This window comes from Specibacter cremeus, assembly GCF_003946885.1.
Lineage (GTDB): Bacteria > Actinomycetota > Actinomycetes > Actinomycetales > Micrococcaceae > Specibacter > Specibacter cremeus.
In genome coordinates this window covers 1-15,836 of record NZ_RWKQ01000057.1, presented here as the reverse complement: position 1 = coordinate 15,836, position 15,836 = coordinate 1, and the positions used below count along the sequence as shown (strand labels likewise).

Below are 15,836 nucleotides of genomic sequence, written 5' to 3'. Positions count from 1 at the left end.
AGACCGGGCTGCACGTGGAGACCCATGTCTACATTGACGGCGTGGGCCATGGACATGGTCATCGAGGGGTTCCTGGTGGTAGAACTCGATGGGTTGGCGTACCACCTCGATGCAAAAACCTTCAGGAAGGACCGGCGCCGGGACAATGCGGCGGTGGAGGCGGGCTACCTCGTGTTGCGCTACCTCTACGACGACGTCGTCCACCACCCTGAGCGGATGGTGGCGCAGGTCCTGGCCGTCGTCCGGGACCGCAACCCGCGGCACTTCTAGATTTCAAACAGCCCACTTTGCCGGTTCGCGGGGCCTGAAGAAGTCTTGCACCGGCGTGTCGAGCCCGAAGGTGGGCTGGATCCGTCCCGGACGGGGATTCACGTGAACAGCCCCTCGCCGAGGAACCCGTGCTTGTCCGCCACGCCCGGCAGACCGATGAAGTAGCCCCCGCCGAACGGTTCGATGTAGTCGGTCATGGGCTCATTGACCAGCCGCAGCTGGGTCGCCTCGAACTGGTCCTGGATGTTGCGCTGGTAGCTGGCGAAGATCAGGCCGGCCTGCAGGTTGCCGTTCAGGTCCACGCCGAGGTCGTAGTTGTAGCCGCGGCGCAGCAGGCGTGAGGCGTCCGTCGCCTTGGTGCGCGGATTGGCCAACCGGATGTGCGCGTCCAGTGGGATGGTCTGCCCGTCCGGGTCATGGGCGTAGTCCGGGACGTCCGTCTCGGTGGTGCCGCCCAGCGGCGCCCCGGTGGCCCGGTGCCGGCCGATCATGCCGTCCTGCTCGCCCAGCCCCACCCGGTCCCAGAACTCCACCAGCATGCGGATCAGCCGGACCACGATGAACGTGCCGCCGACCGCCCACGCGGGCTGGCCCGAGTCCTTCCCGATCCAGACCAGCTGGTCGTCCTGGGCCAGGTTGACGATGCCGTCCTTGTAGCCGAACAGGTTCCGCGGGCTGCCGGACGGGCGCGGGGCGGAGTGGAAGCCGTTGATCCTCCACTGCAGCGCCAGGACCCCGCGCGTGGCCTTCGTGATGTCACGCAGCGCGTAGTGGATCATGTCGGTCGAGTCGGCACATAGCTGCAACAGCAGGTCGCCGCCGGTCCAGGCCGGATCCGGCGTGTCATTGGGGAACACCGTCATCCCGGTCAGGCCCTTGGGTTTTTTCGCGGCCAGCCCGTACGCCGGATTGTCGAAGACGCTGGCTGCCAGCCCCACGGTCATGGTGAACGAATCCGGGGGCACGTCCTCGCCGAGCACGCCGGAATTCGGCGGCGGCCCGCCCGCGACGGCCGGCAGGTCCTCGGCCGGGACCGGGTCACTGATGCGCAGGCCGGTGGACAGGGTGGCGCCCTTGGCCGTGAGCGTCCGCAACAGCGTTTTCAGCTCCGCCCTGTCCTTGGCGAGGACCCGGAACGCGGCGAAGCAGGCCTGGCGTTGCTGGGCGGCGGGGCGGTACACGCCGGCCTGGTTCGCCCCGTGGAAGGCGACCGCGGGTGCCGGCGCCGGCGCCGCCGTCGTGCTTTCCGGCGGACGCGAGGCGGCCGTGATGCCGGTGGCGGCCAGCGCCGTGACCGCCGCGCCGGAGCCGGCGCCGATCAGGAATGAGCGGCGCCGGGGCAGGGCGCTGCCCGCGGCGTGGGGTTCGGCGCCGTCGGAAGCCGTGCCGGGCGCGTCGGGGCCGGGCGGGGGAGTGTGCTGGGTCATGGGTGTCCGTCCGGGTGCTAGTCGTCGGTGGAAAAGAGTGCGGGGACATAGGCGAGGACCTCGAGGGCCGCGCCAAGGGCGCCGGTCACGGGCTGGCGCCCGGAGAGTGGGACCGCCCGCCACACGGGCCACCGGCCGTTCGCCTTCGTGGCGGCCAGCGCCGTGTCGAGCCGGTCGAGGGTGGCGGAGACCCGGGCGGTGTAGCCGGGCTGCAGCCCGTCGATGAGCGTCGCCATGAGGGCCAGCACCACGCGGGTCCCGTGGAGGTCGGCGGCCGTGAGGGCCAGGGCCATGCCGCCGCCCTGGTCGTTGTTGCCGGACAGGTTGTCGCGCAGCGAATCCTCGAGGATCTCGTGGCAGCGGATCGGCAGGTCCGAGGCGGCGACCGTGAGCGAGGGCAGCTTGCCGCGCAGCGCGCCGATATCCGTGTACAGCGTCGCGGCGACCGGTGCCAGTTCGGCCGGGCCCTGCCCGTGGTGCAGGCCGTATTCGAGCCTGTGCAGCCCCGTGAAACCGGGGTCGGCCGTGCCCCGGGGCAGCCCGGACGGCAGCCCGTTGATGGCGTCACCCAGGTCGCCGAAGCTGCCGTAGGCCGCCCCGATCTCCTGCCAGGTCAGCTGGGCGTCCAGCCACTGCGGGCGCGCGGCGGCCAGATCGTTGTTGCCGATGGATGCCTTGAGTGTGAGCACCTGGCCGGTGAGCGTGTCGAGTTTGCCGGCGACGTAGCCGCGGTACGCGGTGAGCGCGGCATCCATGGTTTGTGCCGGGGCGGGCAGGGAATCGGTCATGCGGGTCCTTGGCGCTGATCGGTGCGGAGGGGCACACGTAGCTTATCGCAATAACGTCACATGAAGATTACCTAATTGGCGTTCACCGGTCAGTAGCTGACCTGCGGGGTGACCGTCACCGTGGTTCCGGAGATGGCCAGCTTGGCGCCGAAGGAGAAGTCCCTGGTGACGGCGGCGGGGTGCACGGCCCCGGTGAACAGGTTCTGCTCGTCGTAGGACACCTTGGCCCTGACGGTCAGCGGCGCGATGACCCACTGGCCGCCGTACGCGGAGATCGCGATGTCCGGGTACTGCACGATCGACCACTTCACCGGCGACACCACCCGGTTGTCCGTCACATTGCTCAGCGGGCAGTCGGCCGGCATGAGCACCTGCTGCTTCGCGCACCCGTCCAGGTAGCCCTGGATCTTCTGCCCCACCCCGGACAGCAGTTCCTTGCTTGGGCCGGTGGCCAGGACGACGGCGGGGACGGGCTTCGCGGGGTCCGTCACCGTGCGCGCGACGGGGGCGGCGGTGAACAGCGTCGACTTGTACTCGGCGCTGTACCGGCCCGGGTAGAACACGGCGAAACTGTTCTTGCCGCCGGGCATGTTGACATCGACGCCATTGAGGGTGGCGCGCTGGGTGTTCACGATCGATACGTCCAGGGTCGGCAGGGGGGCCGGGACGAACGCCCAGCTGTCGAAGAACAGCCAGCGGCGCGGGCCGCGCTGCAACGTGAACGTCGTCGATGCTTCCCGATCGTCCACGGTGTAGGTGACCGCGACGGCGGCCCGGTCGCCCGGCAGGGACGTGGCGTCGCCCACCGTGACGTTCTTCAACGCCGCCTGCGAGGCCGCCAGCCCCGGGCCGTCCAGCACGGCCGCGTTGGAGGCCGGCACTTGGGCCCGCAACAGGCCCAGCGCCTTGGCGCCGTCGCCGGCGGACAGGGCCGCCAGATAGTCCTGGACGGGCTTCTGCGGGCTGAAGTAGCTGGCGTTGAGCACCACGATGGTGACCACCGCGGCCGCGATCGCCAGCATCAAGACGAGCAGCCACGCGGCCGCAATCTTGATCAGTCGTGCCCCGTTCTTCATTGGATCCACCCTACCGGGTGAACCCCGCGGGGCCTGAAATCGGCCGGGCCCGCACTGCGCCCGGCCCGGAATCAGCGCCGCTTGCGCCGGGTTGTGGTGCCGAAGAGGTCGCGCATCAGGGACCGGCCCAGGCTGGAGCCCATGGACCGCACCATGCTGGTCACCCCCGCCCCCAGCGCCCCGCCCAACGTGCCCATGACCTGGGAGCCAATCCCGCCGTCGTGCGTGGGAGCCGGCAGCGGCACCGGCGGCGGGGGCACCTCCAGCGCCTTCGGCGGCGCCGGTGTGGCGGAGGCCGCCGCCGCCAGTTTCTCGTAGGCGGAGAGCGGGTCGACCTCGGTGCCGTACCTGGCCAGCAGTGGCGAGGCCGCCACCATGGCGGCGGTGACCTCGGGGGCGGCCGGGCCCATGACGGAAACCGGGGCGCGCATCCGCGTCCAGGCGACGGGCGTGGGGGCGCCGTTCTCGTTCATGACGGTGACGACGGCCTCGCCCGTGCCGGCCGTGGTGAGCACCTCCTCGAGGTTGTAGTCGCTGACCGGGAACGTGGACACAGTGGCCTTGAGCGCCTTGGCGTCGTCCGGGGTGAACGCGCGCAACGCGTGCTGGATGCGGTTGGCGAGCTGCCCGAGCACGTCGGCGGGCACGTCCTTGGGCGTCTGGGTGACGAAGAAGATGCCCACGCCCTTGGACCGGATGAGCCGGACGGTCTGGGTGATGGCGTTCAGGAACGCCTTGGACGCGCCCTTGAACAGCAGGTGCGCCTCGTCGAGGAAGAACACGAGCTTCGGCTTGTCCGCGTCACCCACCTCGGGCAGGTCGCGGAACAGGTCCGCCAACAGCCACATGAGGAACGTGGAGAATACCAGCGGCTGGTCCTGGATGCTCGGCAGCTCCAGGCACGTGATGACGCCGCGGCCGTCCGGGGCGCAGCGCAGCAGCTCGCCGGTGTCGAATTCGGGCATGCCGAAGAACTGGCCGGAGCCCAGCGTATCGAACGCGATGAGCTCGCGCAGGATCACCCCGGCCGTCGCCTTGGACAGCCCGCCCAGTTCCGCCAGATCCGCCTTGCCCTCGTCGGAGGTCAGGAATTGGATGACGGCGCGCAGATCCTTCAAATCGTACAGTTCCAGCTCGCGCGTGTCGGCGTAGTGGAACACGAGCTGCAGGCTGGACTCCTGCGTCTCGTTCAGGCCGAGCACGCGGGCCAGCAGGATGGGCCCGAACGACGTGATGGTGGCGCGCACCGGCACGCCGCTGCCGGCGCCGCCCAGAGCCAGGAACTCGACCGGGAAGCTGTTGGGCTGCCATTGCTGGCCGAGCGCGGCGGTGCGCTGGGTCAGCTTGTCGCTTCCGACGCCGGGACTCGCCAACCCGGACAGGTCGCCCTTGATGTCGGCCATGAAGACCGGGACGCCGGCGGCCGAGAGTTGCTCGGCCATGAGGTGCAGCGTGACGGTCTTGCCGGTGCCCGTGGCGCCGGCGACGAGGCCGTGCCGGTTCATCATGGCCAGCGGCAGCGCAACCTGCGCCTCGGGGTGGATCTCGCCGTCCACCATGGCCGCGCCGAGGACGATGGACGGCCCCCCGAACGTGTAGCCGGATTGCAGTTTCGCGATGTGATCTGCCGCACTCGTCATGCCGACAGGCTATCAACCGAGCAGCAGCGCCACCACGAACATCGCCGGAATGGCCAGGACCGTGGTGACCAGGACCGTGTCGCGCGCCGTCGCCACGGCCACGTTGTAGCGTTGCGCGGCCACGTACACGTTCTGTGCCGTGGGCAGGGCGGCGACGACGACGGCGGCGAACAGGGCGTGGCCGCCCATGCCCAGCACGTACTTCCCGAGCACGAACGCGATGCCGGGGTGCAGCACCAGCTTGAACGCGGCGGCCAGCAGGGCGTCCCGGCGGCGCCCGTCGGCCGCCAGCGGCTTCCCGTGCAGCGACATGCCGAACGCGAGCAGGATGGCCGGGATCGCGGCCCCGCCGATCAGGTGCAGCGGCTCGGCCACCATGTCCGGCAGCCGCCAGCCGGTGCCGGCGAGCACCAGCCCGGCCATGGCGCCGAGGATCATCGGGTTGCGCACGATCTGCAGCACCAGCGTGGCCGGGGTGGTGCGCCGTCCGCTGGTCGTGGCGTCCAGCAGCATGAGATAGGCGGGTGTGTAGAAGGCCAGCTGGAAGATCAGCACCGGGGCGATGTAGGACGCGTCGCCCAGCACATACGCGGCGATCGGGATGCCCAGGTTCGCGGCGTTCGCCAGCGACGACGACATGGCGGAGAGCAGTGCCTCGGCCATCGGGCGCTTGAGCGCCCGCCGGGACACGAGCAGGAACGCGCCGCCGGTCAGCAGGGCGCTGGCGCCGGCGACGAGCAGCGGCCGGCCGAACACGGCGTGCAGGTTGGACCGGGCCAGGGTTTCCACCAGCAGGGCCGGGCTGGCCACGAAGAACGACAACCGGCTGAGCACCTGCTGCGCGTTCGCGCCGAGCACGTCGCCCCGCCCCACGAACCAGCCGACGGCGATGATCAGCCAGACGACCGAGAAACCCTCAAGGACGGCGAGCATGGGGGGCTCCGGGCTTCACTCCGGTCTTCACTCCGGTCTTCACGGGGGGCACCCCACCACCCTATGCTGCAGAACATGACCGATGAGGACATCAGCACGGTCGCCGTCACGGGCGCGCACGGCAAGGCTGGCCGCGCCGCCGTGGCCGAGCTGCTCGCCCACGGGTACCGCGTGCTGGCCTGCGACCTGGCCGGGCCGGTCGGGCGCAATACGGACCTGGGCGCGCCCACAATGCGGGTTGACCTGACCGACTACGGGCAGGCGCTGCAGGCGCTCACCGGGGCCGACGCCGTCGTCCATCTGGCCAACATCCCGGAGCCGGGCATGTACCCGCCGGCCGAGACGCTCAACCGCAACAGCGCCATGAACCACAATGTGTTCCTGGCCGCGACGGCGCTGGGGCTGCGGCGGGTGGTGTGGGCGTCCAGCGAGACGACGCTCGGGTTGCCGTTCGGGGACGACGGCGGGACGTTGCGTTACGCGCCGGTGGACGAGGCGCACTTCCCGCACCCGTCCTCGACGTACGCGCTCTCGAAGGTGCTGGGGGAGGCGGCCGCGGCCCAGTTCGCGGCGTGGTCGGGCATCCCGTTCGTGGGGTTGCGGCTGACGAACATCTTCACCGCGGACGAGTACGCGCGGGTGCCGGCGTTCTGGGACGACCCGGGCTCACGGAAGTGGAACCTGTGGGGCTACGTGGACGCCCGCGACGTCGGCGCCGCGTGCCGCAACGCCGTGGAGGCGTCCTCGGTTGGCAGCGTGAACCTGGTCATCGCCGCGGCGGACACGATCATGCGCCAGCCGTCGGCCGAGCTGCTGGACGAATTCTTCCCGGGCCTGGAACGGCGGGGGAGCGTGGCCGGGCACCAGACGCTGCTGGCGATCGACGCGGCGCGCCAGGCGATCGGGTACGTCCCGGCGCATTCGTGGCGAGCCAGCATCCCCAGTTAGCGAGAGACGTCCAAATGCGTGGCTCCGTTGGCAACGGATCTCCACGTGTCGGTCGGGACGGCCGCATTCCCAGAAAGCGAGTATTCTGGGAATATAGGCAGGTTGGATGCCCAAGATCGGAGGATGCATGGATCAGCCGCGGCGATCAGGGGGTGCACCCGCTGCCGGTCAATGGGGCGGGCGATCGCATCCGCAGATCGATGTGTCCCTAACCGGCGATCCTTGGCCTGCGATCAGCTTCGAAGAACTCGGTTGGGATGTTGAACCTGATGTGAGCGCATCCCGTCGGCAGCGGCTGCGGGCCCGCGGCCCTTATCGGGCAGCCGTCGTGCCTTGTATCGCCTCCTGCCGGCCGATGATCGACGGCCGTGTGGCGGCCCTCGCGGAGGAAGCGACGATCGACATGGTTCGGTTCGACCGAGACCTTGGGGAGGACGCTGCCCCCTTTGCCGCTCTGCTGCTGCGCAGCGAGTCAGCCGCTAGTTCGGAAATCGAAAACCTGACCGCCGGCGCAAAGCGGATCGCGATGGCACAGTTGGGCGATCGCTCGAGCAGTAATGCTTCGCTGATCGCCTCCAACGTCACGGCCATGTGGGCGGCGATCGAACTATCGGACGACCTCAGCACAGCCAACATCCTCAAGATGCATGGGGCGTTGCTCGCCGGCTCTCACCCGGAGATCGCGGGAAAATATCGTGATGGGCCAGTGTGGGTCGGAGGCAACTCCCCACACGCCGCCCTGTTCGTCCCTCCGCGATACGAATCGGTGCCAGGGGCGCTGGAGGACCTGGTGGCGTTCATGCGGCGCGATGACATGCCGGTCCTGACACAGGTCGCGATAGCCCATGCGCAGTTCGAGACCATCCACCCCTTCCCGGACGGAAATGGGCGCACCGGACGGGCGCTGGTCGGCACCCTGCTCCGACGAAAGGGCATCACCGAAAAGGTCACGATCCCCGTCTCCTCGGGACTGCTGGCCAACACCAAGTCCTACTTCGAGGCATTGCACTCATACCAAAGCGGAAGCATCCAGCCCATTGTGGAGTTGTTCGCCGAGTCGTCGTTCGCCGCCACGGAGAACGGACGCCAACTGGCCAACGACATCCGCACGGTCCAAGAAAACATCTACTCGACCTTGGGAAGGCGCCCAAGCGGGACCCTCCGAAGGACGGTGAGTCTGATCGTCCGCGAACCGGCCATCACCGTCGAAACGCTCATTGAGCAGACCGGACAGTCGTCCAGCGCGGCCTACCGCAACATCGCAACGCTGGAGGCCGTCGGTGCAATCAAGGCAGGCAGTCATATCAAGGGGCGACAAGTCTGGGTGGCTCCGGCCGTCATTGAGGCCCTGGACGAATTCGCCCTACGCGCCGGCAAGCGAACACGCTGACAACACCAGCAGTGGAAGCCACCCAATGGCCGGGCGTTCGCCGCCCCGACCGGCTACCGGGCGGCCAGCGGCGGGCGGGACAGGCCCTCGGTGACGGCCTCGGCCGGGTCGGAGCCCAGCTGCACGATCGCGTTGGCGGCATCCACGTGGACGACGGTCGGCACGTAGTCGCGCGCCTCCGCCGTCGTCATTTGGGCATAGCTGATCAGGATGACCAGGTCCCCGACATCGACCAGGTGCGCGGCGGCGCCGTTGATCCCGATGACGCCCGAGCCGCGCTCGCCGGCGATCGTGTACGTCTCCAGCCGGGCGCCGTTGGTGATGTCGACGATGGCCACCAGCTCGCCGGGGAGGATGTCCGCGGCGTCCAGCAGGTCGGCGTCCACCGTGACCGAGCCGACATAGTGCAGGTCGGCGTGCGTGACGGTGGCGCGGTGGATCTTGGACTTAAACATGGTTCTGTTCATGGCGGGCCCATTCTACTGCCTGCGGCTGAGCGGGGTCAGTTTGCGGCCCATGATGGCCCGCGTGAGCGCGTCGACCACCTCCGTGTTGGCCAGCGGGTTGCGGATCAGCGTGAAGTCGACGTCGCCGACCGGCGGCAGGTCGAAGCGGCGCGTGATGATTTTCAGGTCCTCCGGGACCAGCGACGTCGGCATGGCGGCGATGCCCAGGCCGGCCCGGACCGCGGCCAGCACGCCGCTGATCTGCTTCGTGCTGCACGTGATGCGCCACGTCCGCCCGGCCGCCTCGAGCGCGTCGATGGCCAGCTTCCGGCTCAGGCTCGGGGCCGGGTACACGATGATCGGCACGGGCCGGCCGGGTTCCAGCACGGTCTGCTCCAGCCCGACCCACGCGAACGAGTCCTGTTTGACGACGTCGCCCTCCTGCGCGCCGGACACCCACTTGATGAACACCAGGTCCAGCTGGCCGGCCTTCAGCCGCCGGTGCAGCTGGTCGCTCTGGCTCACCGTCAGCTCAAGGTTGATTTGCGGGTAAAGCTGGCGGAACTCGCGCAGGATGCGGGGCAGGCCCGTGATGGCCAGGTCGTCCGCCGTGCCGAAACGCAGCCGCCCGCGCATGGCCGCACCCGAAAAGTAGCCCGACGCGGCGTCATTGGCGGCCAGGATGGTGCGTGCGAACCCGGCCATGGCGTCGCCGTTGTCCGTCAGGCGCACCTCACGGGTGTCCCGGGCGACCAGGAGCCGGCCCGCGGCCGCCTCCAGCTTGCGCACGTGTTGGCTGATGGTCGGCTGGCTCAGGCCCAGCCGTTCGGCGGCGCGGGTGAAGTTCCGGGTCTCGGCGACGGCCAGGAAACTCTTGAGCTGGATGGGGTCGAACACGTGCGCTCCGTTGCCTTGACTGCTTGCCTATCATTACATATCGCAATGGTACTTATAGGGTCAATGAGCTTTCGTTATATGGGCGCGCTCCCTAGCGTATTAAGCAGACCCCGACGGAACCAGCCCAGGACTCTCCCGTGACCGCGCACAGCCCGAACGCCGCCCGCACCGCCTCCTTCAACACCGCCCCCATGAGCACCGCCCCATTGAATACCGTCGCCGCGCGCCCGCCGTGGAGCCAGACGTTTTCCTCCCTCAAGATCCGCAACTACCGCATCTTCGCGTCCGCGAACCTGGTGGCCACCATCGCCTTGTGGATGCAGCGCGTGGCACAGGACTGGATCGTGCTCCAGCTCTCCGGCAGCGTCACCGCCGTCGGCGTCACGGTCTTCATGCAGTTTGCCCCATCCCTGGTGCTCATGCCGCTGGGCGGGATCCTGGCCGACCGGTACTCCAAGCGGCTGATCCTCATGCTCAGCCAGGGCGCCGCCGGCCTGCTCGCGGGCGCGCTTGCCGTGCTGGCCCTGACCGGGCACCTGCAGGTGTGGCACGTCTACACCGTCGCGTTCCTGCTGGGCCTGGTGACCGTGATGGACCAACCCGCCCGGCAGGTGTTCGTGAACGAACTGGTCGGACCCCGGCAGCTGCGCAACGCGATCAGCCTGAACTCGTCCATCTTCCAGCTCGGCGGCATGGTCGGCCCGGCCGTCAGTGGCGTGCTGGTCTCCGCCGTCGGCGGCGGCTGGGCGTTCGCGTTCAACGCCCTGGCGTGCACGTTCACCGTGGTGTCGCTGGCGTTTGTGCGCCGCTCCGAGCTGGTTGCCTCGGCGACGGTGGCGCGCGCCAAGGGACAGTTTGCCGAGGGAGTGAAATATGCGACCCGGAAGGCGACCATCGTCTGGCCCATCGTCATGGCCGGCGTGGTTGCCGTGTTCGGCCTGAGCCTGGCCGTGCTCATGGCCGCCTACGCGAACGGCGTGTTCCACTCCGGGGCGGCCGGCTACGGCCTGCTGAACACGCTCGTGGCGTTGGGCGCCCTGGCTGGGGCGCTCGCCTCGACCCGGATCGCCGTGCTGCGGCTGCGCACCGTCATTGGCGCGGCCGGCAGCTATGGGGTTGTGCTGGCCCTGGCCGCGCTGGCGCCGACCATGGCCACCTTCGGGGCCGTCATGGTGGTGGCCGGGTTCACATCGCTGCTGTTCCTCACGAGCAACAACCAACTGGTGCAGATGTCCACCAACGTGCAGATCCGGGGCCGTGTCATGAGCCTGTACGTCATGGTGCTCATCGGCGGCCAGGCATTGGGCGGCCCGCTCATGGGTGCGGTCGCCGAGCACGTGGGCGTGCACTGGGCCATGGTCCTGGCCGGCGGCGTGCCGGCCCTGGCCGCGCTCATCCTGGCCGTGATGCTGGCGCGGCGCGGCCAGTTGACGCTGCGCGTGAATCCGCGGAATGTGCGTCGGCCGGTGGCGATCGTGGCCCGTCCGGCGGTGTCCGGCACGGGGGCCACATCCGGCTGACGGCCGGTCACGGCAGGGGGTCGTGCGGATACGTCTCGGCGCGGCCCTGGAAGGCGAGGATGGCGGGATTGGCGATCACCCCGTCGCGTATCTCGATGGCGCGCCGGATGGTCTCGTTCGCCTCCCAGCCGTCCGGGCCGGCGGCGACGTCGGCCAGGAACGGCAGCAGCGCCTCGCTGATCTCCCAGCTGGCCGAGTTCCACAGGTAGGACGGGCTGTGGTCCACCGCGTAGTAGTCGACGTCCCCGCCGACGCGGACCATGGGATCGGCGAACGTCGTCGGCCGCGCCCAGCTGAACCCCATCCCCTCGTCGCAGGAGACGTCCACGATCAGGCTGCCGGGCCGGAAGGCCGGCAGGTCGTCGGCGGTCAGGAACGTCAGCGGCGCATTGGGATCCTGCAGGGTGCAGTTGACGACGATGTCGGACTCGGCCAGGTAGGGGCCCAACGGCACCCGGCCGCGCTCGGTGATGACGTGGCTGGCGAAGGGGGCCGTGGGGGAGTGGTCGATCTGCAGGATCCGCACCGAGTGGATCGGGGATCCGACGGCGGCCACGCCGCGGTTGGTGAGCACCCGCACGTTGTGGACGCCGTGCGCGTTCAGGGCCGTGACGGCGCCGCGGGCCGTGGCGCCGAAGCCGATGACGACGGCCGTCATGGGCCGGCCGTAGTCCCCGGTGCGCCCGGTCAGGGCCAGCGCATGGATGACCGAGCAATAGCCGGCCAGCTCGTTGTTCTTGTGGAAGACATGCAGGCCGAACCCGCCGTCGGCGGCCCAGTGATTCATGGCCTCGAAGGCGATCAGGGTCAGTTTCTTCTCGATCGCCAGCTGGGTCATGGCGCGGTCCTGGACGCAGTGCGGCCAGCCCCACAACACCTGGCCGTCGCGCAGCTGTTCCACGTCCGCCGGCTGCGGCTTGGGCAACAGGACGACGTCGGACCGGTCCACCAACTCGGCACGGTCGGCCAATGCCCCCACCAGGGGTTGGAGCCGGGCATCGGAGAGGCCGAACGGCTCACCGTAGCCGCGCTCGAGCACCATGGTCGCCCGCAGCTCCGGGTCGATCCGGGCCAGATGGTCGGGGTGCAGCGGGACGCGGCGCTCATCGGGTTTGCTGGAGGAGCCCACCACGCCCAGGACGAGGCCCGTCGGTGGCTGGCGTGATGTGCGGGCCATATCAGCTCCCTGCCGCGGAGCCACTGTCCGTGGCTCATTGGCACCGACACTACACCCCTGGAGGAAGGCGTTGAGGGAGCTCGCGTGCGCGCAGGATTGGGGATTCGGAGCGACTGACGGGAATCGAACCCGCGTATCAGGCTTGGGAAGCGCGCGCTCTACCATTGAGCTACAGTCGCACTGGGCGCCGCAGCGACCAACAGTGTGATGCTAGCAGTTCGACTCGGATGGCGGCAAAACGGCGGGGCTCCCGCCCGTCCCGGGTCCGGTCAACCGGTCGGTTGATCCGCCCGGCCCGGCCGCGGCCTAGGCTTTAACCATGAAACCGCTGATCGTTCTCGGCATCGACATCGACAGGCTCGCGGGCGGGCGCCACGGCCACTACGTGATCGACGACCCCATGCGGGAGCACCCGCGCACCAAGCGGGCATTCCGCGGGGTCCAGTGGATCCTGGCCGCGGAGGTCGTCGTCGGGCTGAGCGCCATCGTGATCGCCGCGGTCCTGCAGGCGAGCGGCACCCAGGTGGGGTTCGCTGGGTGGTTCCGCGGCGTCGTCGTGCTTCTCATGACGCTCACACTGTTCTTCTTCGCGTGGCGGGCGCAGCAGGGCTACTACTGGGGCTACCAGCGGCTGCGCCTGTTCAGCCAGATCTTCCCCATCATCACGCTCATCGTGGCGACCATCCCGGGCCTGTACCCGTACTGGCTGGTCATCGAGCAGATCGTGTTCGCCGTGCTCATGATCGGCATCGCCGACTTCCTCACCAGCGACCACATGCGCGACGCGTTCCCCAGCCCGAAGCGCAAGGCCGAGCTCGAGGCGCGCGGGCAGGATTAGACGGTCTCCGCCGGCAGGGGGGCCGGGCGGCGCCGGACAAGCTGCACCACGGGCTCCACATAGCGGGCCGCGACCGGGCCGAACACGGCCATGATCAGCACGTACGTCGTGGCCAGGGCGGCCAGTTCGGCGGGGACCCGGCCGGCGGCGACGGCCAGGCCGGCGATGACGATCGAGAACTCGCCGCGGGCGATCAACGCGGCGCCGGCGCGCGCCCGGCCGGGGACGGCGATGCCCTGCCGGCGGGCCGCCCACCAGCCCGTGGCCACCTTGGTCGCCGCCGAGACGACGGCCAGGATCAGCGCGACGCCGAGCACGGACGGGATGACGCGCGGGTCGGTGTTCAGGCCGAAGAGGACGAAGAACATGGCCGCGAACAGGTCCCGCAACGGCTCAAGCACGCGCTGCGCGTTCTGGGCCGTGCCGCCGGAGATGGCGATGCCCAGCAGGAACGCGCCCACGGCCGCCGAGACCTGCATGGCCGAGGCCAGGCCGGCCACGAGCAGCGCGGCGCCGAGGACCTTCAGCAGGAACGACTCCCGGTCGGGGCTGTCCAGCGCGGCCGAGACGATGTGGCCGAATTTCAGGGCGCCCAGCAGCACGACTGTCACCACGGCCAGCGAAATCGCGACGGCGGTCAGCCCGCCCAGCAGCGACACGCCGGCCAGCACGGCCGTCAGGATGGGCAGGTACCCGGCCATGGCCAGGTCCTCGATGACGAGGATCGCCAGCACGACCGGGGTCTCCCGGTTGCCCAGCCGGCCCAGGTCGCCGAGCACCTTGGCGATGATGCCCGACGATGAGCTGTACGTGATGCCGGCCATGACGAGCGCGCCCACCGGCCCCCACCCGAGGAGCAGCGCCACGGCCACACCCGGCAGCATGTTCAACACCAGGTCCACGAGCCCGGCCAGCCACGACTGGCGCAACCCGGTCACGAGTTCCTGCGCCGTGTATTCCAGGCCCAGCATGAGCAGCAGCAAGATGACGCCGATCTCCGCCGCTATGTGCCCGAACCCCTCGATGCCGCCCAAATCGACGAGGCCGCCGTGGCCGAACGCCAACCCTCCCAGCAGGTACAACGGCACGGGGGACATGCCGATGCGCCCCGCCAACCGGCCCAGGAAGCCGAGTCCGAAGAACACGACCCCGAGCTGCAGCAGGGAGAGGGTTGTGGGGTCCACGCCTGCCTTACGTTCGTGCCTGCAGGATCACGGCGGCCTCGGCCAGTCCCTCGTCGGTGCCGACGATCACGGCCATGTCGCCGGCCTCCAGCACCTGGTCCGGGCGGGGGGAGCCGATGACGTCGCCCTCGCGCAGCAACGCCACGATGGACGTGCCGGTCCGGGTGCGCATGTGCGTCTCGCCCAGCGTGCGGCCGGCGAACCGGGAGCCGGCGCGGACCAGGATCTGGTGCGTGGTCACCCCGGCGATGTTCTCCTGCTCGGCGGCCAGCTGGGAGATCAGCTGGGTCGCGCCGAGCAGCTGGCCCAGCGCGGCGGATTCCTCGGCGCTCAGCGGGATGGAGGCCGCACAGGCGTCCGGGTCATCGGCGCGCGAGACGATCAGCTCGGCCTGCCCGTCGCGGTGCGTGACAACGCCGACCCGGCGGCCGTTGCCCAGCAGGAGCTCCCTGCGGACACCGATGCCCGGAAGTGGAGTCTCTTCAATATTCATGTGGTTTACCTTAGTCGTGGGGCGGAGCATCCGCCGGAGTATTTAACAACCGGGCACCGCCAAAAAGTCCATTCGGCGGCCGGGCGTGCGCTAGCTTTAGAGGGTGCTGATCTCCGACCGCGACATACGTGCCGAAATTGACGCCAAGCGCATCGTCTTGGATCCCTACGACGCCGGGATGGTCCAACCGTCGAGTGTGGACGTGCGGATCGACAGGCTGTTTCGGCTGTTCGACAACCACAAATACGCGCACATCGACCCGGCCGTCGACCAGCCCGACCTCACCCGCCTGGTCGAGGTGTCCGACGACGAGCCGTTCATCCTGCACCCCGGCGAGTTCGTGCTCGGCTCCACGTACGAGACGGTCACGCTGCCGGACGACATCGCCGCCCGGCTGGAGGGCAAGTCCTCGCTGGGCCGGCTCGGCCTGCTCACCCACTCGACGGCCGGGTTCATCGACCCCGGATTCTCCGGCCACGTGACCCTGGAATTGTCGAACGTGGCGACGCTGCCGATCTTCCTGTGGCCGGGCATGAAGATCGGCCAGCTGTGCTTCTTCAGGCTCTCGTCGCCGGCCGAGCACGCGTACGGCAGCGGTGAGCTCGGCAACCGCTACCAGGGGCAGCGCGGGCCGACGGCGTCCCGCTCGTTCCAGAACTTCCACCGCACCCGGGTCTGACCCAACTGAGGCGCAGTAAGTGCTGAGAATCAGCGGACTTTCAGCACTTAGGACCCGCGTTGTTTTAACTTAGGATTTTGGTTGATGTCCTGCCCGGCCCGTGCTATGGCGTGGGTCGGACGGCCGGGCC

16 protein-coding genes and 1 tRNA gene are annotated in these 15,836 nt (G+C 69.3%); 6 read left to right on the top strand and 11 right to left on the bottom strand.

Translation table 11 applies throughout. The features are described 5' to 3' along the window. Window positions 1-24: 24 nt before the first annotated feature. Window positions 25-270, top strand: coding sequence for an endonuclease domain-containing protein (locus tag EJC77_RS17905; protein ID WP_125615871.1), 246 nt, complete (start codon window positions 25-27; stop codon window positions 268-270). Window positions 271-368: 98 nt separating this feature from the next. Here EJC77_RS17905 and EJC77_RS17900 read toward each other — a convergent pair whose 3' ends face one another. The 5 genes from EJC77_RS17900 to EJC77_RS17880 form a co-directional block, all read right to left on the bottom strand. Next, a complete protein-coding gene (locus EJC77_RS17900) occupies window positions 369-1,697 on the bottom strand; it encodes a Dyp-type peroxidase (RefSeq protein ID WP_125615868.1) in 1,329 nt (442 codons plus the stop codon). Window positions 1,698-1,714: 17 nt separating this feature from the next. Next, a complete protein-coding gene (locus EJC77_RS17895; protein WP_125615866.1) occupies window positions 1,715-2,485 on the bottom strand; it encodes an EfeM/EfeO family lipoprotein in 771 nt (256 codons plus the stop codon). Window positions 2,486-2,574: 89 nt separating this feature from the next. Further along, on the bottom strand, window positions 2,575-3,561 hold the full coding sequence (locus EJC77_RS17890; RefSeq protein ID WP_125615863.1) for a hypothetical protein: 987 nt from the start codon (window positions 3,559-3,561) through the stop codon (window positions 2,575-2,577). Between the two features lie 71 nt (window positions 3,562-3,632). Beyond that, window positions 3,633-5,201, bottom strand: coding sequence for a helicase HerA-like domain-containing protein (locus tag EJC77_RS17885; RefSeq protein WP_125615860.1), 1,569 nt, complete (start codon window positions 5,199-5,201; stop codon window positions 3,633-3,635). 12 nt (window positions 5,202-5,213) lie between these two features. Beyond that, entirely contained in the window at window positions 5,214-6,134 is a 921-nt protein-coding gene (locus EJC77_RS17880) for an AEC family transporter (RefSeq protein WP_125615857.1), read from the bottom strand. Between the two features lie 75 nt (window positions 6,135-6,209). Between EJC77_RS17880 and EJC77_RS17875 the strand changes: the two genes are divergently transcribed. Beyond that, complete coding sequence (locus tag EJC77_RS17875) at window positions 6,210-7,082, top strand: NAD-dependent epimerase/dehydratase family protein (RefSeq protein ID WP_240630351.1); 873 nt, start codon at window positions 6,210-6,212, stop codon at window positions 7,080-7,082. Between the two features lie 127 nt (window positions 7,083-7,209). Further along, window positions 7,210-8,472 carry a Fic family protein gene (locus EJC77_RS17870; RefSeq protein ID WP_125615902.1) on the top strand — a complete coding sequence of 421 codons (1,263 nt, stop codon included), beginning with the start codon at window positions 7,210-7,212 and terminating at the stop codon, window positions 8,470-8,472. A gap of 53 nt (window positions 8,473-8,525) precedes the next feature. On the opposite strand, the gene panD is transcribed toward EJC77_RS17870, so the two are convergent. Together panD and EJC77_RS17860 are read right to left on the bottom strand one after the other, a co-directional pair. Next, window positions 8,526-8,939: an aspartate 1-decarboxylase gene (gene panD / locus EJC77_RS17865; protein ID WP_125615854.1), complete on the bottom strand. Its 414-nt coding sequence runs from the start codon at window positions 8,937-8,939 to the stop codon at window positions 8,526-8,528. Between the two features lie 12 nt (window positions 8,940-8,951). Beyond that, entirely contained in the window at window positions 8,952-9,815 is an 864-nt protein-coding gene (locus EJC77_RS17860) for a LysR substrate-binding domain-containing protein (RefSeq protein ID WP_125615851.1), read from the bottom strand. A gap of 137 nt (window positions 9,816-9,952) precedes the next feature. On the opposite strand from EJC77_RS17860, the gene EJC77_RS17855 reads away from it, so the two are divergent. Then, the gene (locus EJC77_RS17855) at window positions 9,953-11,335 is read left to right on the top strand and encodes an MFS transporter (RefSeq protein ID WP_338069500.1); all 1,383 of its coding nucleotides are present in this window, start codon (window positions 9,953-9,955) and stop codon (window positions 11,333-11,335) included. A 7-nt stretch (window positions 11,336-11,342) separates the two neighbouring features. Here EJC77_RS17855 and EJC77_RS17850 read toward each other — a convergent pair whose 3' ends face one another. Both EJC77_RS17850 and EJC77_RS17845 read right to left on the bottom strand, forming a co-directional pair. Further along, on the bottom strand, window positions 11,343-12,512 hold the full coding sequence (locus EJC77_RS17850; protein WP_125615848.1) for a N(5)-(carboxyethyl)ornithine synthase: 1,170 nt from the start codon (window positions 12,510-12,512) through the stop codon (window positions 11,343-11,345). A gap of 108 nt (window positions 12,513-12,620) precedes the next feature. Next, a tRNA-Gly gene (locus tag EJC77_RS17845) sits at window positions 12,621-12,691 on the bottom strand. A 140-nt stretch (window positions 12,692-12,831) separates the two neighbouring features. Here EJC77_RS17845 and EJC77_RS17840 point away from each other — a divergent pair. Continuing rightward, entirely contained in the window at window positions 12,832-13,350 is a 519-nt protein-coding gene (locus EJC77_RS17840; protein WP_125615846.1) for a hypothetical protein, read from the top strand. Here EJC77_RS17840 and EJC77_RS17835 read toward each other — a convergent pair. Further along, the gene (locus EJC77_RS17835) at window positions 13,347-14,534 is read right to left on the bottom strand and encodes a cation:proton antiporter (protein WP_125615843.1); all 1,188 of its coding nucleotides are present in this window, start codon (window positions 14,532-14,534) and stop codon (window positions 13,347-13,349) included. The two genes, EJC77_RS17840 and EJC77_RS17835, sit on opposite strands and share 4 nt — an antisense overlap. A 7-nt stretch (window positions 14,535-14,541) precedes the next feature. Beyond that, the gene (locus EJC77_RS17830) at window positions 14,542-15,027 is read right to left on the bottom strand and encodes a cation:proton antiporter regulatory subunit (protein ID WP_125615841.1); all 486 of its coding nucleotides are present in this window, start codon (window positions 15,025-15,027) and stop codon (window positions 14,542-14,544) included. A 103-nt stretch (window positions 15,028-15,130) separates the two neighbouring features. On the opposite strand from EJC77_RS17830, the gene dcd reads away from it, so the two are divergent. Continuing rightward, window positions 15,131-15,706, top strand: coding sequence for a dCTP deaminase (gene dcd, locus EJC77_RS17825; protein ID WP_125615838.1), 576 nt, complete (start codon window positions 15,131-15,133; stop codon window positions 15,704-15,706). The last annotated feature ends 130 nt before the right edge of the window (window positions 15,707-15,836 follow it).

What these genes read in the sequence shown, in the direction of transcription:
- EJC77_RS17840 (WP_125615846.1), top strand. Translation starts at nt 12,832, where the DNA reads ATGAAACCGCTGATCGTTCTCGGCATCGACATCGACAGGCTCGCGGGC.
- EJC77_RS17900 (WP_125615868.1), bottom strand. Translation starts at nt 1,697, where the DNA reads ATGACCCAGCACACTCCCCCGCCCGGCCCCGACGCGCCCGGCACGGCT.
- EJC77_RS17830 (WP_125615841.1), bottom strand. Translation starts at nt 15,027, where the DNA reads ATGAATATTGAAGAGACTCCACTTCCGGGCATCGGTGTCCGCAGGGAG.
- EJC77_RS17905 (WP_125615871.1), top strand. Translation starts at nt 25, where the DNA reads ATGTCTACATTGACGGCGTGGGCCATGGACATGGTCATCGAGGGGTTC.
- panD (WP_125615854.1), bottom strand. Translation starts at nt 8,939, where the DNA reads ATGAACAGAACCATGTTTAAGTCCAAGATCCACCGCGCCACCGTCACG.
- EJC77_RS17870 (WP_125615902.1), top strand. Translation starts at nt 7,210, where the DNA reads ATGGATCAGCCGCGGCGATCAGGGGGTGCACCCGCTGCCGGTCAATGG.
- EJC77_RS17895 (WP_125615866.1), bottom strand. Translation starts at nt 2,485, where the DNA reads ATGACCGATTCCCTGCCCGCCCCGGCACAAACCATGGATGCCGCGCTC.
- EJC77_RS17850 (WP_125615848.1), bottom strand. Translation starts at nt 12,512, where the DNA reads ATGGCCCGCACATCACGCCAGCCACCGACGGGCCTCGTCCTGGGCGTG.
- EJC77_RS17880 (WP_125615857.1), bottom strand. Translation starts at nt 6,134, where the DNA reads ATGCTCGCCGTCCTTGAGGGTTTCTCGGTCGTCTGGCTGATCATCGCC.
- EJC77_RS17875 (WP_240630351.1), top strand. Translation starts at nt 6,210, where the DNA reads ATGACCGATGAGGACATCAGCACGGTCGCCGTCACGGGCGCGCACGGC.
- EJC77_RS17890 (WP_125615863.1), bottom strand. Translation starts at nt 3,561, where the DNA reads ATGAAGAACGGGGCACGACTGATCAAGATTGCGGCCGCGTGGCTGCTC.
- EJC77_RS17885 (WP_125615860.1), bottom strand. Translation starts at nt 5,201, where the DNA reads ATGACGAGTGCGGCAGATCACATCGCGAAACTGCAATCCGGCTACACG.